The organism is Paenibacillus residui, assembly GCF_042677205.1.
In the GTDB taxonomy this organism is placed as follows: domain Bacteria; phylum Bacillota; class Bacilli; order Paenibacillales; family NBRC-103111; genus Paenibacillus_L; species Paenibacillus_L residui.
This window is the reverse complement of record NZ_JBHTIU010000074.1, coordinates 146,761-166,122: the sequence shown is the minus strand read 5'-3', so window position 1 is coordinate 166,122 and position 19,362 is coordinate 146,761. Positions and strand designations below refer to the sequence as shown.

The 19,362-nt window shown below is 51.4% G+C and carries 18 protein-coding genes and 1 other annotated feature (1 of these 19 only partly in view); of the genes, 17 read left to right on the top strand and 1 reads right to left on the bottom strand.

Going from position 1 to position 19,362, the window contains the following annotated elements; genetic code table 11:
* Positions 1 to 81 (top strand) — a binding site (T-box leader); it begins 155 nt to the left of the window's first position.
* 186 nt (positions 82 to 267) lie between these two features.
* The 17 genes from ACFQ03_RS19005 (at position 268) to ACFQ03_RS18925 (ending at position 18,206) form a co-directional block, all read left to right on the top strand.
* Positions 268 to 2,940 (top strand): valine--tRNA ligase, encoded by a 2,673-nt coding sequence (locus tag ACFQ03_RS19005; RefSeq protein ID WP_379290160.1) that lies wholly within the window; start codon positions 268 to 270, stop codon positions 2,938 to 2,940.
* 66 nt (positions 2,941 to 3,006) lie between these two features.
* Positions 3,007 to 4,389: a bifunctional folylpolyglutamate synthase/dihydrofolate synthase gene (locus ACFQ03_RS19000; RefSeq protein ID WP_370451744.1), complete on the top strand. Its 1,383-nt coding sequence runs from the start codon at positions 3,007 to 3,009 to the stop codon at positions 4,387 to 4,389.
* Between the two features lie 7 nt (positions 4,390 to 4,396).
* Complete coding sequence (gene murC / locus ACFQ03_RS18995) at positions 4,397 to 5,785, top strand: UDP-N-acetylmuramate--L-alanine ligase (protein WP_144938785.1); 1,389 nt, start codon at positions 4,397 to 4,399, stop codon at positions 5,783 to 5,785.
* 176 nt (positions 5,786 to 5,961) lie between these two features.
* Entirely contained in the window at positions 5,962 to 7,239 is a 1,278-nt protein-coding gene (locus ACFQ03_RS18990; protein WP_379290157.1) for an SPOR domain-containing protein, read from the top strand.
* Between the two features lie 449 nt (positions 7,240 to 7,688).
* On the top strand, positions 7,689 to 7,931 hold the full coding sequence (locus ACFQ03_RS18985) for a DUF4321 domain-containing protein (RefSeq protein WP_144938779.1): 243 nt from the start codon (positions 7,689 to 7,691) through the stop codon (positions 7,929 to 7,931).
* Positions 7,932 to 8,070: 139 nt separating this feature from the next.
* Positions 8,071 to 8,673, top strand: coding sequence for a Maf family protein (locus ACFQ03_RS18980; RefSeq protein ID WP_144938776.1), 603 nt, complete (start codon positions 8,071 to 8,073; stop codon positions 8,671 to 8,673).
* Between the two features lie 138 nt (positions 8,674 to 8,811).
* Positions 8,812 to 9,501, top strand: coding sequence for a RadC family protein (radC, locus tag ACFQ03_RS18975; RefSeq protein ID WP_144938773.1), 690 nt, complete (start codon positions 8,812 to 8,814; stop codon positions 9,499 to 9,501).
* 47 nt (positions 9,502 to 9,548) lie between these two features.
* Positions 9,549 to 10,583, top strand: a complete 1,035-nt coding sequence (locus ACFQ03_RS18970; protein WP_144938770.1) for a rod shape-determining protein — start codon at positions 9,549 to 9,551, stop codon at positions 10,581 to 10,583.
* Between the two features lie 29 nt (positions 10,584 to 10,612).
* The gene (gene mreC, locus ACFQ03_RS18965) at positions 10,613 to 11,470 is read left to right on the top strand and encodes a rod shape-determining protein MreC (RefSeq protein WP_225312619.1); all 858 of its coding nucleotides are present in this window, start codon (positions 10,613 to 10,615) and stop codon (positions 11,468 to 11,470) included.
* A gap of 4 nt (positions 11,471 to 11,474) precedes the next feature.
* Positions 11,475 to 12,002: a rod shape-determining protein MreD gene (gene mreD, locus ACFQ03_RS18960; RefSeq protein ID WP_144938767.1), complete on the top strand. Its 528-nt coding sequence runs from the start codon at positions 11,475 to 11,477 to the stop codon at positions 12,000 to 12,002.
* Positions 12,003 to 12,070: 68 nt separating this feature from the next.
* Complete coding sequence (locus ACFQ03_RS18955; RefSeq protein WP_144938764.1) at positions 12,071 to 12,730, top strand: septum site-determining protein MinC; 660 nt, start codon at positions 12,071 to 12,073, stop codon at positions 12,728 to 12,730.
* Between the two features lie 27 nt (positions 12,731 to 12,757).
* Entirely contained in the window at positions 12,758 to 13,552 is a 795-nt protein-coding gene (gene minD / locus ACFQ03_RS18950; protein WP_144938761.1) for a septum site-determining protein MinD, read from the top strand.
* 6 nt (positions 13,553 to 13,558) lie between these two features.
* Positions 13,559 to 14,710 (top strand): FtsW/RodA/SpoVE family cell cycle protein, encoded by a 1,152-nt coding sequence (locus tag ACFQ03_RS18945; protein WP_150959656.1) that lies wholly within the window; start codon positions 13,559 to 13,561, stop codon positions 14,708 to 14,710.
* A gap of 283 nt (positions 14,711 to 14,993) precedes the next feature.
* Positions 14,994 to 15,854, top strand: a complete 861-nt coding sequence (locus tag ACFQ03_RS18940) for a M23 family metallopeptidase (RefSeq protein WP_379290151.1) — start codon at positions 14,994 to 14,996, stop codon at positions 15,852 to 15,854.
* A complete protein-coding gene (locus ACFQ03_RS18935; RefSeq protein ID WP_225312617.1) occupies positions 15,847 to 16,722 on the top strand; it encodes a M50 family metallopeptidase in 876 nt (291 codons plus the stop codon). Before ACFQ03_RS18940 ends, ACFQ03_RS18935 begins: the two co-directional genes overlap by 8 nt.
* A gap of 35 nt (positions 16,723 to 16,757) precedes the next feature.
* Entirely contained in the window at positions 16,758 to 17,993 is a 1,236-nt protein-coding gene (locus tag ACFQ03_RS18930; protein WP_260982131.1) for an Rne/Rng family ribonuclease, read from the top strand.
* A gap of 66 nt (positions 17,994 to 18,059) precedes the next feature.
* Entirely contained in the window at positions 18,060 to 18,206 is a 147-nt protein-coding gene (locus ACFQ03_RS18925; protein WP_186328396.1) for a hypothetical protein, read from the top strand.
* Between the two features lie 450 nt (positions 18,207 to 18,656).
* Here ACFQ03_RS18925 and ACFQ03_RS18920 read toward each other — a convergent pair whose 3' ends face one another.
* Positions 18,657 to 18,839, bottom strand: coding sequence for a hypothetical protein (locus ACFQ03_RS18920; RefSeq protein ID WP_150959654.1), 183 nt, complete (start codon positions 18,837 to 18,839; stop codon positions 18,657 to 18,659).
* Positions 18,840 to 19,362: the final 523 nt, after the last annotated feature.

Genomic DNA, 19,362 nt, shown 5'->3' with positions numbered 1-19,362 from the left:
AGCCGTTATCTGTTCAAGTGCCGCGTGTATTCTTGCGCGGAATTAAGGTGGTACCACGGAAGAAACCCTTTCGTCCTTTGCGGCGAAAGGTTTTTTTGTGCATCGCAAAGTATTGGAAAAACCCTTTCCGAAGCAGAGTAAAGCCTGCCCGCGAGTAGAGGAAGGTTTAGACCCGACCCTGTAAGGGGGCGGACGGGATAAGCTGTGAAGGCCGCGCGTCACTTTGAGGCGGGATTTTGTGTTGAATAGACAGGAGGTATAGGTGAAATGAGTGAAACGAAAGTCAATCAGCCGTCGATCGAAATGCCTACCACATACGATCCTAAAGCGGCGGAGCAAAAATGGTACGATTATTGGATGAAGGGAGAATATTTCAAAGCGGGACAGCGGCCGGATGCGGAACCGTATACGATCGTTATCCCGCCGCCGAACGTGACCGGAATGCTTCATATCGGTCATGCCCTGGACTTTACCCTGCAGGATATACTTATTCGAACCAAACGGATGCAGGGCTACGATGCCCTGTGGCTGCCGGGTTCCGACCATGCCGGTATCGCCACCCAAACCAAGGTGGAGCAGAAGCTGCGCGAGGAAGGGCAGTCCCGGTACGATCTCGGGCGAGAGGCCTTCCTCGAGAAGGTATGGGAATGGAAGGAGCTCTATGCGAACACCATTCGCGAGCAGTGGGCCAAGATGGGCTTCTCCCTGGATTATTCCCGCGAGCGGTTTACTCTGGATGAAGGGCTGTCCAATGCGGTTCGTGAAGTATTCGTTTCCCTGTATGAGAAAGGGCTGATCTATCGCGGCAAATATATCATTAACTGGGACCCCGCGGCGAGAACGGCTCTATCGGATATTGAGGTGGAGTACAAGGAGGTTCAAGGCAACCTGTACCATCTCTCCTATCCGTTAAAAGACGGAAGCGGTTCGATCATCGTTGCCACGACCCGGCCGGAAACGATGCTTGGAGATACGGCAGTCGCCGTTCATCCGGAGGACGAGCGCTATAAGCACATGATTGGCAAAACATTGATTCTACCGATCATCGGCCGGGAAATCCCGGTCATCGCCGATGAATATGTCGAGAAGGAATTCGGAAGCGGCGCGGTGAAAATCACTCCTGCCCACGATCCGAATGACTTCGAGGTGGGGCAGCGCCACCAGCTTCCGCAAATTCTCGTTATGGACGAATCCGGGACGATGAACGAGAACGCAGGCAAGTATCAAGGCATGGACCGTTTTGACTGCCGCAAGCAGATTGTTGCGGATATGAAGGAAGCGGGCGTGCTGGTCAAGATCGAGGAGCATGTTCATCAGGTAGGACATAGCGAGCGCAGCGGCGCGGTCGTGGAGCCATATTTGTCCACCCAATGGTTTGTTAATATGAAGCCGTTGGCCCAAAGAGCGATCGAGGTTCAGAAATCGGGCCAAGGAGTGCGTTTTGTGCCGGATCGGTTCGAGAAAATATACATGAATTGGATCGAAAACGTCCGCGATTGGTGCATCTCGCGCCAGCTATGGTGGGGACACCGGATTCCGGCTTGGCACTGCAGGGATTGCGGCGAGGTTCATGTTGCCCGGGAAGAGATCACCCAATGCTCTCAATGCGGCGGCACGAAGCTTCAGCAGGATGAAGATGTACTCGACACCTGGTTCAGCTCGGCGCTGTGGCCGTTCTCCACTCTGGGCTGGCCGGAGAAAACCGCTGACCTTGAACGATATTATCCTACGAATGTGCTGGTGACCGGCTATGACATCATCTATTTCTGGGTAGCGAGAATGATCTTCAGTGCCCTCGAGTTCACTGACCGGATTCCGTTCAAGGATGTCTTGATGCACGGGCTCGTACGCGATGCCGAAGGGCGCAAAATGTCCAAATCGCTGGGCAACGGAGTAGATCCGTTGGAGGTGGTGGAGAAGTACGGCGCCGATGCCATGCGCTTCATGATCTCGACCGGAAGCACACCGGGACATGACCTCCGCTTCCGATGGGAGCGGGTGGAGCAGGCGCGCAACTTTGCCAATAAAATCTGGAATGCCTCCCGCTTCGCGCTGATGAATCTCGAAGGCTTCCGGGCGGAGGATGTCGACCTTAGCGGCAGCCTCGGAACGGCCGACCGCTGGATTCTGCACCGGCTTAACGAGACGGCAAGGGATGTGACGAGGGCGATCGACCATTATGATTTTGGGGAGACCGGCCGCCTGCTCTATAACTTCATATGGGATGACCTGTGTGATTGGTATATCGAATTCAGCAAGCTGTCCTTATACGGCCAGGACCCGGAAGCGAAGAAAAATACGCAGTCGGTGCTTGCTTACGTGCTGGATCGGACTCTTCGACTGCTGCACCCGTTCATGCCGTTCATTACCGAAGAGATCTGGCAGCATCTCCCTCACGAAGGGGAGACCATCACTCTGGCACCGTGGCCTAAGGAGCAGCAAACATTCGAAGCGCCGGAAGCCGTTAAGGAAATGGAGCTGTTAATGGGGATCATCCGCTCCGTTCGCAACATTCGTGCGGAAGTGAATGTGCCGATGAGCAAGAAGGTCGAGCTGCTGATCAAGCCGGTTCATTCGGAAGCCAAAGCGATTCTGGACAGGAATGAAGAATACCTGCGCCGCTTCTCGAACACCTCGCTGCTTGTGATCGACACCGATCTGGCCAATCCGGACAAGGCGATGACGGCATTGGTCACCGGGGCGGAAATTTACTTGCCTCTGGCAGGCCTGATTGATCTGTCTCAGGAAATCGCGCGCCTGGAGAAGGAACTGCAGACGCTTCATGCGGAAGTCAACCGGGTTGAGAAGAAGCTCGCCAACGAAGGATTTATCGCGAAGGCCCCGGCGAAGGTCATTGAAGAAGAGAAAGCGAAGCTGGCCGACTATTCGGATAAACGGGATAAAGTGATTGCTCGGCTTAACGAATTGAAGTCTTCCTGATTGCAGCAGGCCCATTGGGATTCTGAACCTGTCAAACCGAGGCCTTTACTTCATATATTAAAAGGGATGAGAACAATGAATCGAACGAGTGAGCATTCAAGCTCAAGCTTTCAAACCTATGCCGAGGCCGTCGAATGGATTACCGGGCTTATGCCTATGGGGATCCGGCCGGGGCTCAAACGGATGGAAACGTTCATGGAGAAGCTCGGCCATCCGGAGCGGAGGCTTAAATTTATTCATGTAGCCGGAACGAACGGCAAAGGCTCGACCTGCGCTTTTTTGACCAAAGTGCTGCTTCGTAACGGGTACGCAGTGGGTACTTTCACTTCACCGTATATGGAGAAGTTCACAAACCGCCTCCGCTTTAACGGGCAGGATATTGGCGAAGAGGAGCTATTGATGCTCGCCAATCGCATCAAACCGCTTGCCGATGAAATGGCCGCTACCGAGCTTGGCCATCCGACCATGTTCGAAATTACGACGACTCTGGCCATTCTCTACTTCGCTACGGTGACTTATCCCGATTATGTCGTTTGGGAAACCGGTCTGGGCGGAAGGCTGGATTCGACGAATATCGTATTTCCTGTCGTATCGATCATTACCAATGTCGGACATGACCATATGGACGTGTTGGGAAATACGCTGGATAAGATCGCCATGGAGAAGGCCGGGATCATTAAGCCGGGCGTCCCGGTCATCTCGGCCGTCGAGCAGCCGGAGGCCGTTGCGGTCATCGAGCAGGTATGCAGAGACAAGCGTTCCTCGCTGTATTTGTTGGGACGGGAGTTCGATTACAGAGAGCTGTCGACCGAATTGAACCGTCAGAAGTTCGATTTCCGCAGCCCGTTTCGGGAGATCCCGGGTTTAACCATATCCCTTAATGGATATCATCAGTATAAGAACGCAGCCGTAGCATTGATGGCGATTGAGGTGCTTCGGCAATATTATGCTTTGATCGTGGAAGAAGAGGATCTGTATGCGGCGATGCTGGAGACGGAATGGCCGGGAAGGCTCGAGCTGGTCTCGGACCAACCGCCTCTGCTGCTGGATGGAGCCCACAATCCCGAAGGAGCGGAATCGCTGGCCCATGCATTGGCTTCGGTATACACATACCGTAAGCTTCATCTGATGATCGGCATGCTGTCCACGAAGGAGCATTTCGAGTACTTTGGGCATATACTGCCTTTGGCAGATTCCATCATCTTGACGGAGCCTGACTTCCGCAAGAGGCAGAAGGCAGAGGATCTGGCCGTCACCGCCCGCGAAGTTCTTCAGGGGCTGGGACGGGAGACGGAGATTACCGTAGAGCCGGATTGGAAGAAGGCATTGGAAATGTTGCGAGCCAGAACCGGTCCCGAGGATTTGGCTGTCGTTTCCGGAACCCTGTATTTAATTTCTGATGTCCGTTCATGGATATTGTATCAATCTGAATCTGAAAAAGGTTGGTGAGCACATCGTGAACACTCCAGAGCATGTTCATTTTATCGGCATCGGCGGGTATGGGATGAGCGCTATCGCCAAGGTGATGCTGGAAATGGGGTATAACGTGTCGGGGTCCGACTTGGCCCGCAAGGAATTGACGGAGAAGCTGGAGGCAGGCGGAGCCCGGGTTTTTATCGGACATGAGGCGGACCATGTTCGGGGGGCCGACCTGGTCGTTTATTCGACTGCATTGCCGAAGGATAATGTCGAGATGCGCAAGGCGGAGGAGCTGCGCATTCCCATTCTGCACCGTGCCCAGATGCTCGCCCGTCTGATGAACGAACGGAAGGGCGTGGCTGTAGCGGGGGCGCACGGCAAGACAACGACCTCCTCTATGATCGCTCTGGTGATGGAACGGTGTCAGCAGGACCCGACCTATATCATCGGCGGGGAAATCATGAATCTCGGGAGTAATGCCAAGGCCGGACAGGGAGAGTTCGTGATTGCCGAAGCGGACGAAAGCGACGGTTCTTTCTTGCAGTACCACCCGGTTCTGGCGATTGTGACCAATATCGAGGCGGATCATCTGGAAAACTATGACGGCGATTTCAATAAGCTTAAGCAGGCGTACGCTCAATTTTTGTCTCAGGTGAAGGAAGGCGGGAAGGCCATCGTTTGTTACGATGACGAAAATCTGCAGGAACTGCTGCCCAGCATCCGGAGCGATGTCATTACTTACGGCTTCGACGAGAAAGCCGATTATGCTGCATCCGATCTGCAGCTCGGGGACCGCAAGGTTTCGTTCGATGTCCGGCGCAAAGGTGAGCGGTTAGGACGAATCCGGCTGTCGGTTCCCGGCAAACATAACGTATACAATGCCTTGGCCACTTTAATCACTTGTATGGAAGCGGGGCTTACCTTCGATCAGGTGGCGGAAGCGATCACCGAATTCCGCGGAGCCAAGCGCCGTTTCCAAGTGCTTGGAGAAATCGACGATGTGCTGATTATCGACGATTACGCCCATCATCCTACGGAGATTGAAGCGACCATTCATGCGGCCAAGGCGACGGGGAAGAACATCATTGCGGTGTTCCAGCCACAGCGCTACACCCGGACCTTCTTCCTGTTTGAGCAGTTCAGCCGTGCTTTCGGGCTGGCCGATGAGGTGATTATTACGGACATCTACAGCCCGGCGGGTGAAGCCCAAATCGAAGGAATTACTTCCGCGAAGCTGGTTGAATTAATCCGCAAGAACAGCAACCCGAACGTGAGTTATGTACCGACTAAAGAAGAGGTGCTGGATCTTTTGTTAGACCGGGTACAGCCGGGCGATCTCGTACTTACGATGGGAGCCGGCGATATTTGGATGATTGCCGACCGGCTGGCCAAGGAGTGGAACCCTCCCAGACAGAAGGTTCAGTAACTTTAACACGAATAACCGAGTTTGCGCGGGATGCCGCACCGACCTATATTCTCTGCCCCTTTTCTCTTGAGAAGAAAAGGGGTTTTGCTATATTTCTGCGAAAATATTTTCTCTCTCATATTTTACTTGGACGGGTCATAGGCTAGTATTACCAAGAAGAACAAGGGGAGAAATCAATGAATAAAGCGCGGATCACATACCGTTTGGACAACGAATCGAATCGGCGCGGGGAGCGCCAGCGGCAGAGCGAGCCGCCTGCGGTCATCCCTCTTCACCAAGAGGAGTATCAAGTGGTGGAAGAAAGCCCGTCCCGTCTCAACCAATATACAAGCGATTTTGGCACCTGGAAAAGCCCTTTTGACGAGGAGACGGAAAGAATAGAACGGATGATCAGGGAAACGAACGAAAGAAATCATCCGAAAGTAAACCGTGCTCCCGATTATAACGTCCCTCATACTCCCATTATAGAAGAGGAACAGACGGACCATCCGCAGGAAAGATGGAACGGAGCGTACATACCGCCCTACGAGGAGCAGCCCGTGGTGACTACGACAAGATATGTCCGTTATTCCAAGCCGCCATGGGTGAAAATTATAAGCTCTGTGGCCGCCGCTGTGGCTACCGGAGTGCTGCTCGGATTTTTCGTGTTATCGATGTTTGACAAGCCGGTGGTTCCAACAGAGCCCGGAACGAAAGGTCAGGCTGAGCAAGGGCCACCAGCCGCTGCGGCCGCCAATGGGCCTGAAGCCGCCGATCCGGCAGGTGCCGCCGGGCAAGCGGAGAACGGATCGCTCGAAGCGGCCGTTCAGACGACAGCCGGCGGAGCGGATGTCAATATCGCAGCCAAAACCTATTCCGTATTGCAAAACGGAATATTCAGCAGCGCGGAAGGGGCGCAGACAGCCCAGGAGGATTTGCGCAGCAAGGGGCTTGCCGGGGTGACGGAGCAAACCGACAAGCATTATGTATATGCCGGTATCGCAGCCGACCGGAATGACGCGCTTAATTTGGGCAAGGAACTGCAGGGACGGCAAATCGAAATCTATGTTAAAAATTACTCCCTGCCGGCTTTGACTAAAGTGAATTGGCCGGGCAGCATTGAAGGGCTGGAAAACTACTTGGCATTGTCCGATCAAATGGTACAGATCATCAGCGGGATGACGGCAGTCCATCTGGAAGAAGAAAGTCCCACTCCTATGGACAGCAATAGTCTGCAATCCCTCAAGGAGAGGCATGAGGGTTGGAGCGGCGCCGCTTCTACCGTGGCCAAAGAAGCATCCGAAGAGGTCAAGCCGATCCTGCAGAAGCTGGATCAGGCAATGAACACCGCGCTTCAATCGATTGACCAATATACGAAAAATCCTTCCACCTCTATGCTCTGGGAGGCTCAGACCAGCTTGATGAATTTCGTTCTAACGGAGAAGCAGCTGCTGGAGACTATTGCGGTGAAATAACATGTTCTGCTGCACCGGTCGGATATTCCGCACGGGCGCAGCGGAATTTTTTTTATAATTTGGTACCTCGTAACTCCTGTATAAACCTTTATCGAAGCAAGGCAAGAAGAGCGACCGCGTCTAGAGGAAGCTATAGACCCCGCCCCTGTAAGGTTACGGACGGAATTAGCTTTGAAGGTTCCACTCCCTGCAAAGTATCCATAATAAGCTTCAAAGGCATGTGTCTCAATGTGAAATTATTTTTGGTCCATTTTATGGGAAATCGCAGACCGATCTGTTATCGAAACGGGAGGAAAGGGGTAAAAAACGCCCTAAACCGCTCGTTTCTTCCTTATTTCGACAATCATTCCGGGAAAAGACGAATCTTTTCGACATTCATTGTATTGACATTCGTTAACCCGTATAATATGAAATATGGTTTGTAAGTTTATCGCAAGGGATGCTGGTTGATGAAGAAAAACATGTTCACTTTGATATTGTTTTTGCTGGTCGGCCTTATAGCCGCGGCTATCGTAACGCAGCTGCTGGCACCGGTACAAGCTCTGTCATTTTTGACGAAATCAGCCGATATCGTTTGGCAGCCCAAAGCGGATTTACAAATTATCAAATATGATTTGTATATTCAGATCAAACTAAATTTGATAAGCATATTAGGGATTATTCTGGCCGTCTGGATCTATCGGAAGCTCTAATGCTCAGAGGACGGCGGGGTGCTTTCGGGCTCTCGTCCCGTCCCCCATACCGGATCTACCGAGACAGCGCCGAGGACCGGCTTCTTTTCTTCGGTACGGGTGATCGGGCCACCGGACCATTCCCCAGGGAGGATTAGCAGTGGAACCAACAGCAGCGAGCCGTCTTATTCTTGCTTCCACTTCGCCGCGCAGACAGGAATTGATCCGTGCTCTCGGTCTTCCATATGAGATAGTGGCCAGTGAAGCAGACGAAACGGTTGCAGATCATTTAACCCCGGCGGAGATCGTCGAAACCTTGTCAGAGAGAAAAGCCAGGGCCGTATACGAACGGGTGCCGTCCTACCCGGGCAGGCAAATTATTGTCGGGTCGGATACGATCGTTGTTTACAACGGAGAACCGCTCGGCAAGCCGGCCGATCGGGAGGATGCCCGGCGGATGCTCAGCATGCTCCAGGGCAATACGCATCACGTATTTACCGGAATCACATGCATTGAGGCAGGGTCAGGCCGGTCGCTTACGGCCCATCGGATGACGAGAGTCACCATGAAGCCGCTCAGCGAACGGCAAATTGACCGCTATATCGAGACAGGGGAACCTATGGATAAAGCCGGAGCCTATGCCATACAGGGCTTGGGGGCGACGATGGTCGAGGCGATCGAGGGGGATTATTTTAACGTAGTCGGACTGTCGTTAAATCTGCTGGCTGATATGCTTTATTCCTTTAATATCGAAGTTCTGTAAGCAATGTATCCATTGCCGCAAGCGCCGTGTTCAAAGGAAAGAAGTGAAGGTTTGGACTGGAGAAGCTTTGCTACCAGCGTTCGAAAAAGACGTTAATCATCGGAATGCTCAAAATATCCTGACAAGGAAGTGGAGAGAATGGAATCTCAAACGATGACTTTGCGCGAGATTCCCCATGAGGACAGACCTAGAGAACGAATGCAGCAGTATGGGGCTCAGGCACTCAGCAATGCGGAGTTGCTGGCTATATTGTTACGAACGGGAACCTACCGTGAGTCGGCGGTGCAGCTTGCCCAGCGCATTTTGCAGGAGGCGGGCTCTTTACGCGGGCTGGTCGGAATGAGTATCGACGAAATGATGGAGACGAAAGGAATCGGCTTGGCCAAGGCTCTGCAGCTTAAGGCAGGGATAGAGCTTGGGCGGAGACTGGCGGCTTCGTCCCTTCAAGAAACCGTTACGATTCGTTCCCCGCAGGATGTCTACTCCTTGCTCTCCGAGGATCTAAGATATTTGCAGAAGGAGCATTTTGTCTGTTTGTTTCTAAATACCAAGAATCATGTGCTGGCGCAGGAGACGCTGTCGATCGGCACTCTTAACGCTTCCCTCGTTCATCCGAGAGAAGTTTTCCTGGCGGCTATTCGCAGAAGCAGCGCGTCCATAATTTGTGTACATAATCATCCCAGCGGTGATCCGACTCCGAGTCCCGAAGACATTCAGATGACCCGGAGGCTGGCGGAGGCCGGACAGATTATTGGAATTGACGTACTGGATCATGTGATCATTGGAGACCGGGGCTATATCAGTTTGAAGGAAAAAGGGTATATGTAATATAATGATTAAATGCAGTTGAATTGCAGGAAGGGAGCCTCAAATATATGTTTGGTGGATTTTCTAAAGACCTGGGGATTGACCTGGGAACGGCCAACACCCTTGTCTATGTCAAAGGAAAAGGAATTGTCGTCAGGGAGCCGTCTGTCGTTGCCCTGCGTACCGATACAAAAACTATAGAAGCAGTGGGAGAGGCCGCCAAGAAAATGATCGGCCGGACTCCGGGAAATATTCGTGCGGTTCGTCCAATGAAGGACGGAGTTATCGCTGATTTTGAGACAACGGCAACGATGATCAAATATTTTATCCGTCAAGCAATGAAGCAGCGTTCACTGTTTCAGCGCCATCCCAGCGTTATGGTTTGCGTGCCGTCGGGAATCACTGCCGTAGAGAAACGGGCTGTGGAGGACGCAACGAAGCAGGCCGGCGCCCGTGAAGCGTTTACGATCGAGGAGCCTTTCGCGGCCGCTATCGGAGCCGATTTGCCGGTTTGGGAGCCGACGGGAAGCATGGTCGTGGATATCGGCGGAGGAACGACGGAGGTCGCCGTCATTTCTCTCGGAGGCATCGTTACCAGCCGTTCGATCCGTATTGCCGGAGATGATCTGGATGAGGCGATTACCCAATATATTAAGAAAATGTACAATTTAATGATCGGGGAACGGACTGCCGAAACGATGAAAATCGAAATCGGGTCAGCCATTGCGATGGAAAAAAGCGAGACGATTGAAATCAGGGGACGCGACCTGGTGAGCGGATTGCCCAAAACGATGACCGTCACTTCGGAGGAGATTGCCGAAGCGTTGTCGGATCCGGTTAACAGTATCGTGGATGCGGTTAAGGTTACGTTGGAGAAGTGTCCTCCGGAGCTGGCGGCCGATATTATGGACCGCGGCATTGTACTGACCGGAGGAGGCGGGTTGCTTCGTAATTTGGACAAGCTGCTGTCCAGAGAGACCGGGATGCCGGTTATGGTCGCTGAGAATCCTCTCGATTGTGTCGCTATTGGAACAGGCAGGGCGCTTGACAATATCCATTTATTCAAAGCCAAATCTACAGCCGGGGGTCGGGTTAGACGCTAAAATAACGATAGATTAGAAGGTGGATCGGTTTGTTCAAATTTATGGGAAACAAAAAAATTGTTGTCCTTTTGGTTTCCTTGATCATCTTCGTTATTTTGATGGGCTTAACGATGTTGAGACCTGGAATGACCTGGCCTGAGAAATTTGTTAAAGATACAGTATCCTGGACCCAAGGGCTATTCAACAGACCCGCTCAAGCGATAGCGGGTTTCTTTCAGGATATCCGCGAGTTGAAAAACTTGTATAAAGAAAACAAGGTGCTCAAAGAGACGCTTTCTCATTACGCCCGAGATACGATGAGATTGAACAAGCTGGAGTCGGATAACAAAAATTTGAAGGAACTGCTGGAGTTTACCGAAAGGCAGAAGGGCTTGGACAACTATAAGTATCATGTGGCTCAAGTCTACGCAATGAGCGCTGATCCTTATACCAGCGTCGTCAACATCGATTTAGGAGAAAGAGACGGGATTCGCAAGGACATGGCTGTAATTTCGGTCCATGGTCTGGTGGGGCGTATTGATAAAGTGTCCGAGTTTACTTCCAGCGTGCAGCTGTTGACAGAGCTCGATGCAACGAATAATCAATCGAAGGCTATTGCCGCTACGGTCAAAGGCAAAGAGAAATCATTCGGAATTATTCAAAGCTATGATCACGAATCACAATTGCTTATCATGACCAATATTGACACTAACGACGATCTTGCCGAAGGCGATACGATCATTACGTCCGGAATGGGGCTTGTCTTTCCGAAAGGAATTGAGATAGGCACCGTCGTATCTAAAGAGGACGGGGATTTCGGAATCAACTATGTAGCCAAAATCAAACCGGCAGCCACTTTCCGCCATCTCAGCGAGCTTATGGTCGTGGAAGTTCAGGACCCGAGGTGAAGCGATGGGACGCCATAAACTGACATTGCTGCTGCTGCTGTTATTCGTTCTGGAGGGAACGGTGATGAAATGGATCATTCCCCCCTCCTGGCAACTGCAGGTGGTCGTATCTCCTCATTTGGTTCTGGTAGCGGTTATGTTTATCGGAATCTACCTCAATAAAAGCTGGGGCCTCGCTTATGGGCTTGGCTTCGGCCTGCTGCACGATATTGTCTATTACGGCCCAATGTTGGGAGTCTACTGTATGGCCATGGGCGCTGTAGGCTATTTAAGCGGGATTATTCCGTTTCGTTCGCAAGCGAATATAATGACGAGTCTCTTCATCGTCGTGACCGGAAGCTTGCTGTTTGAATGGATCATCTACGGAATCTATCGGGTAGCTCAAATCCGGTTAATCGATCCCCAGTGGGCATTTATGCATATTATGCTGCCTACTGTTTTTATTAACCTGTTGTTTGCGCTCGTTATTTACGTGCCGATGAGAAGGTGGCTCGACAACATTCGGAAGCTTCAGAAGCGGGAGAAGGAATAATTTCACGGCCGGGGAAGGAAAAGCAGCCTAGCGAATGGAATTGTTAGGGCAGGAGGTAGGGAAGGAACATGACTGCAACCAAACATCATGTTACGATAAAAGGAGTTAAGGACGGACTGGTGTTCGTTCTGGACGACACCTGCCGCTTAACGGATTTGCTGGAAGAGTTGCAGCATAAACTCGAGAAGACGCATCATAAGATCTTGTCCGGTCCTCTCATACGAGTCTATGTTAATTTAGGGAAAAGGGTTATCAATGAAGCGGAGCAAGAACAGATTAGGGAATTGATCGGACAGCACGGGAATCTGATCATTCAATCGTTCGAAACCTCCGCTTCTCCGGCCCTTCCTCCCGAAATCCTTCCAAGCGGCATAAAGGTAATAACGGGAATCGTCCGCTCCGGACAGACGGTAACCCATGAAGGAAATGTAATGCTGCTCGGTGATGTCAATCCGGGGGGAAGCATTCTTTCGACGGGTGACATTTTTGTGATGGGTTCCCTGCGGGGGATGGCCCACGCGGGAACGCAAGGCGATGAGAAAGCCATTATCGCCGCATCTTATATGAGGCCTACTCAGCTTAGAATTGCCGGCATCTTCAGCAGGCCTCCGGATGAATGGGGCATTGACGAAGCATTGATGGAATTTGCCTATATTCAAAATGCGAGGATGGAAATAGACAAGATCTATCACATCCAGCGTATACGCCCGGATCTGGGCAAGGGTTAAATTTATTTGGGAAACGGAGTGAGCATATTGGGAGAGGCAATTGTCGTCACTTCCGGTAAAGGCGGTGTGGGCAAAACGACGACGTCCGCCAATGTCGGTACCGCCTTGGCCCTCCAAGGCAAGAAAGTGTGCATGGTTGATACGGACATTGGCTTGCGCAACCTGGACGTCGTCATGGGCTTGGAGAACCGCATCATCTATGATCTGGTGGATGTCGCGGCAGGGCGCTGCCGGCTGAAACAGGCATTGATCAAGGACAAGCGCTTTGAGGAACTGTACCTTCTGCCGGCCGCTCAAACCAGCGACAAGCATTCGGTCACGCCGGAGAATGTCCGCGATATCGTTCTGGAGCTGAAGAAGGATTTTGACTTCGTCATTATTGATTGCCCTGCGGGAATCGAACAGGGCTTCAAAAATGCGGTAGCCGGGGCCGATAAGGCGATTGTCGTGACTACGCCGGAGAATGCGGCCGTCCGGGATGCCGACCGGATTATCGGGCTGCTGGAGAAGGAGAATGTGGAGTCTCCGAAGCTGATCATCAATCGGATCAAAGGAAGCATGGTCAAAAAGGGCGAGATGCTCGACATTGATGAAATCTGCTCGATTCTGGCCATCGATCTGCTGGGGATCGTTCCCGATGATGAGCAGGTCATCAAAGCGGCGAACTCCGGCGAGCCGACGGTCATGAATCCGGATTCCCGGGCAGCACTGGCATATCGGAATATTGCCAGACGGATTCTAGGGGATACGGTTCCGCTTATTTCACTGGAAGAAAAGCCGGGTATCATCAAAAAAATGAAGCAATTTTTCGGGATGGGATGATTAGTTGTGCTCGCTAAATTAAAGAGGATCGATTGGTACATAGTTCTCATCCTGGGTGTCTTCATGATTGTCAGCTCGCTCCTCATTTATAGCGCAACGGTAGATGTGCCCAAGTATGCTAATTTTAATTTCCATATCAAGAACTTTATCTACTACGCTTTAGGATTTTTCCTTTTCCTTGTTATCTCGCTTCTGGATTACCGGATACTGCTAAAGCTTTCTTGGTACGCCTATGGGTTAGGAATTATACTGCTTCTTGGCTTGTACAAATTCGGGGTCGTACGGGAAGGTGCCATCGGCTGGTATCAACTGGGAGGCTTTGACTTTCAGCCCGCTGAATTTATGAAGCTGGCTCTCATTATGGTGATCGCCTCCTTCATGAGTATGAGAGAAGGCGAACCGCTACGTTTGGGGAAGGATGTCATCCCGATCGGCCTGATCGTTTTCGTACCGTTCATTCTCGTTTTCGAGCAGCCGGATCTCGGCAATGCGGTTATATATATCGCCATTCTGCTCGGTATGCTCTGGATCGGCAACGTACAATTCAAGCACGTTGCGATCGGCGCGATCATTGTAGCCGTAATCGTCGGCAGCTTTTACTATTTGTACCAGCATTACCACGATTCCATCGAGGCCTACCTGCAGGCTAACAATAAAGGGCACTGGGTCAAAAGGATCGATACGTTCCTTAACCCGGAGCAAGCCGATAAGGACGCCCGCTTTCATCTGGAAAGGGCACAGATTGCCATCGGTTCCGGCTCCTTGCTCGGGGACGGTTATCTGAAAGGAGATTCCATTCATAATAATTTTGTTCCCGTTGCCTATTCCGATGCCATTTTCGTAGTGGTGGCGGAGGAGTTCGGCTTTGTCGGGTCTGCGGTGCTGCTTATGCTGCTGTTCAGCTTCCTCTACCGAATGATTCTGATCGCACTGAAGTCGAGCGACCGCCGAGGGTCATTTATCGTCATCGGGATAGTCTCGATGTATGTGTTCCAGATTTTCCAGAACATCGGAATGTGGTTTGGCTTGCTGCCCGTTACGGGAATTACGCTCCCTTTTATCAGCTACGGGGGAACCTCGCTTCTGATCAATATGGTCTCCATAGCCATAGTCATGAGCGTACAAATTCATCAGGAACCGGAGGAAGACTTGGCCTGACCTAAGCTCTCGCTTTCGCCATTCCCTGCAGGGGATGCGGAAGACAGGGCTTATTTTTTTACCCCTTATTTTCTTGCGGATAAGCCCTATACATAAATACTCCTTGCCCCTCATAGGATGAAGTAAACAAGCTGTGTGAGTTCAACAGGTTCCCGTTAATGATCTTAAGCGGCATCAGCCGAAATTTTGATCTGAATAGGCTCCAACTGCAGTTGGTTGCAGCGCCTGAATGACTTGTCTAATGGGACTTGTTGAACTGCCTCGTAATCGGGAGGGGTAAACGGTGGAAGTGAAAGCCAATGTACGCCAGCGCAGGCAAGAGCGAATCAAATCGCTTCAGAATGATCATCGGGCAGAACCAATGCCCAGGATTTCTCCCCCTGAAGCCGAACCTCCAACGGCCGCGGATGAACGGTGGTCCGATCCGGAATTTGTGTGGAAAATGAAGCAAAAGCAATGGCTGAGTTCCTCCGGTCACCGATCAAGCGATGATTCGGAGCAAGGAGGATCGGGAGGGAACCGCTTAGTCCCGAGCACCAGGGCTATCTGGTTGAAGCTGCTCGCCAGTATCCTTGGCTTCATGCTGGTATGGGGCATGTTCCGGCTTGAGCATCCATGGGCTTATCAGGGCAGACAATGGGTTGGGGCTGCTTTGACACAGGACATGCCTTTCACCGCCCTGGCCGGCTGGTATGAGCGCACCTTCGGCGGAGCCCCCTCTTTCCTGCCTGCTTTTCGCGGGAAGAAGGAGCAGGAAGCGCATAGGGCGGATTCTCCGCAGCTCAAGCATTTCACGGTTCCCGTTCAGGGAACGCTAGTCTCTTCCTTCTCGGCGGATCAGCCGTGGGTTGTCATTCAGACGTCAGGGGAAGCTCCGGTCTATGCGATGGATACGGGGAGAGTAGAATTTGCGGGTTATTTGGAGGATACCGGATACACGGTAGTCATCCGCCATGCTAACGGATTGCAGTCCACATACGGATATTTAAAGGCGAACTTGTGGGAAGAGAATGATTGGATTGAGGGCGGGGAGCTGCTTGGAAAAACGAGATCGGGAACCGGACGCTGGGCGGAGCAGTTATATTTTGCGGTGAAGAAGGACGAGGAATCGATTGATCCTACGGAAGTGGTAGCCTTTGATTAAGTGGCTGGGAACGCGCTACCGCTTTCATCCTCTGTTTGTCCTGATGATGCTTCTGTCCCTGTTTACAGGGTATTTTGTGGAATTGATCACCTTGTTCGGCATTGTGCTCATTCATGAGCTTGGACATGTTTTTACGGCGAAAAGCTTCGGATGGAACGTCACTGAGGTTCAACTGCTCCCGTTCGGCGGAGTGGCGGTTGTTGAAGAAAGCGGCAACGTTCCCGCCAGAGAAGATCTGATAGTGGCGTTAGCCGGCCCCTTGCAAAATTTGTGGATGGCGGCCTTTGCTCTGTTGGTGCTTGCGACCGGATGGGCTGACCCCGAGTGGTGGATATATTTCATACAGGCGAATTTATGGATAGGCGCCTTTAATCTGCTGCCGATTCTTCCTTTGGACGGGGGCAAAATTTTACAGGCCGTGCTAAGCTACTTCCTGCCTTATCACCGCACTTTATTGCTCACGACGTGGATCAGCTTAATCATGAGTTTCGGCCTCGTTGCGGCTTCGGTCTTCCCTTGGAACGGAGGAGGGGTCCATTTGAATTTGCTGGTCATCGGCTTATTCCTTCTCTATTCCAATTGGTACGGTTACCGGCACCTTCCTTTTCAATTCGTAAGATTTCTGATGAGCCGCCATGATCGTTTTGCCACTAGCTGGATAAGGGGGACCATAGCACAACCCATTATCGTCTCGGGGGGGCATCGGGTAACGGAAATCATGCGTCTGTTGATGAGGGAACAGTATCATTTGATCTATATTATGGGGGATCAAGGGTCGATCAGGCATGTCGTTCCGGAACAAAGGCTGATCGATGTTTATTTTAGCGGGAAAAAAAGGAACGATGCGGTATCCGACTTATTCGTGTAAAATGGAGCTTAGCGGTTAAGGGCAGAGGTGATTTTTTGAAACAAGTTTTAGTTCAGAATAAGCAAGGATTATGCAAAATCGTTGTCATGGAAAACGGAAAAATGACGGAATATTATACGGAACGTCCATCCGAGATTGAGAAGGCGGGCAATGTTTATAAAGGAAAAGTTGTCAACGTTGTTCCCGGCCTTCAGGCGGCATTCGTCGATATCGGCTTGGACAAGAACGCTTATTTATACATTGATGATCTGCTGCCAGCCCACTTGGAGAAGCAGCCTGAGCACAAACCGTCGATTCGCGATTTGGTGAAGGAAGGGCAGGAGGTCATCGTGCAAGTGAAGAAGGAGCCTGTCGGTTCCAAGGGGGCGCGGGTAACGACTCACTGCACCATTCCGGGGCGCTGGCTCGTCTTCCTTCCGGAAGCGGATTACGTAGCTACCTCGAGAAAAATTAACTGTCCGGAGGAAAAGACCCGCCTCCGGCAATTGGCGGAAGCCCTTCGTGAGCCGGGCGACGGCATCATTGTGCGGACATTGGCGGAGGGGCAATCATCGGAAGTTCTTGAGCAAGATTTCCAATGGCTGAAGGATGTGTGGTCCTCGATCTTGAGGAAAGCGGAATGCAGCACAGCTCCCGCATTGCTGTACCGGGACCTGTCTCTGCTTCCCAGACTGGTCAGGGATTTATTTAACGAGAGAGTGGACGAGTGGGTGGTGGACGAGCCTCAGGTCGGTGCGGAAATTAAGGCGATGCTCGACGATATGGCGCCGGAGCTGACGGAGAGAGTCCGGATATATTCGGATCGGACCCCGCTTTTTGAAGCATACGGGATTTCAGCGGAGCTGGAAGCAATGTCCCGGCGTCAAATCTGGCTCCATTGCGGAGGATACATCGTTGTCGATCGGACGGAAGCCTTAACGGTCATCGACGTGAACACGGGCAAGTATACCGGACAGGACAACCTGGAACGGACGGCTTATGTCGTAAATAGAGAAGCTGCGAGTTTGATCGCCCGCTTAATCCGTTTTCGGGATCTTGGAGGCATCATTCTGATTGACTTTATAGATATGGAGGAGGAAGAGCACCGAAGAGGCGTGCAGGAAGTGCTGGAAGAAGAGGTTCTCGGCGATCGGGCCCGGACGAATCTGGTTGGCTGGACGAGGCTGGGGCTGTTCGAATTGACCCGTCAGAGGAGCCGGCCGGCGATTGATGATAATAGCCGGTGCCCGGTATGTGGAGGCAGTGGGAGGTTGCTGTCCAGGGAGGGCTAGATATACTCTTTGTCCTTCGGGATAGCAAAAGCTATTGCAAAGTAAGGACGGGCAGGGGACGTTCAAATGACGGTTGAAAGCCGATTGCGAAGCCGTTACAAGTCGATTGCAGCGCCGTTACAAGCCGATCGCAGCGCCGTTGCAGAGCCGATAGCAAGCAAGCTGTTGCAAAGCCGATGGCAAACGCAGTTGCTAAGTAAAGACGAGCAATAGTACATTAAATTCCTCCCTTTTTCCAAAAAGAGAGCGAAAGACGCTCAAATGTGCAGGTCTTTTGGACGAAATGGGGCCATTTCGCAAAAAATCGCTCCAAAGACCTGCATTATCGCTTTAGAATCAGGCATGTGGCGACTTTTACCCAAAAAGACCTGCACTATTGCTTTAGAATAAGGCGTTGCACGCGTTTCTCTCCAAAAGACCTGCAGTTTCTCCACGGCCTGTCTTTACGATCTCTGGCGGTATAGGGAGGGCTGGCGGGCGTCTATCGTTGGCCAAGAGCAAGAGGAGGGTGTCCCGTCGCGAGGCGGAATGCGGGTAGGGGCGTCTGTGTTATTTGCTGCCAGACTCCTGAAGGCCACACCTAGCAATCCATAGGGAAGCCGACTTTTAGCCGCCCCGTATGCCCTTCTGTCTCTCTTCGCAATGATAAGTTTTACATTTTGTTCAAGAGTTGTTAACTTCCGAATCCTCTGAGCTCCTTGACGATTTTTCCGTGTTCTCCAGCCGCTTATCGTGACATTCAAAGCAGTACAATTCCCCGTTTTCGGCTACCGTGCCGTTTAGAAAACCGTCCATGCAATAAATTTTTACCCCGCACCGGACACAAGCCCCTACATACTCTTTCATCCTGCATACCCCTTTCAGACGATAATATAAAGAAATACGTTCTATAATCCACATTATATTTATAACTCAGCTACTTTCGCACTTAAATAAACTTGTGATGACGGCGAAGATAAGAAAAAGATACTGCTATGTTTAACAGGTCGAACCTGACCAAAATTCTATCAAGATCGAAGAGAGTCTCTTATGCTTCAGATAACGAAACGAACGAAACTTCACAACTACCTCATAGGCGGAAGATAAATTGCTGCGATTATGCAGTTATTATGAATCGATTCAGAACATTATGGGGAAAAGCCTGCGAAAATGCACGAATTTACCTATAAGATCAACCCGAACTCCCTTTAAACGAGAAGAAAGATGCAGATTCGCAGGCTTTGCAGCGGACACGGAATCAATTCGTCCAAAAGGATGCACTTTTGCAGGCTTTGGCCAAAAACAAAGTTCGTAAAATGGAGTTATTTTACATTTATCATAAAAGGCTGCCTGATGTTGAAAAAAGAAAGGCGTAGGTCTATTGTGCCTC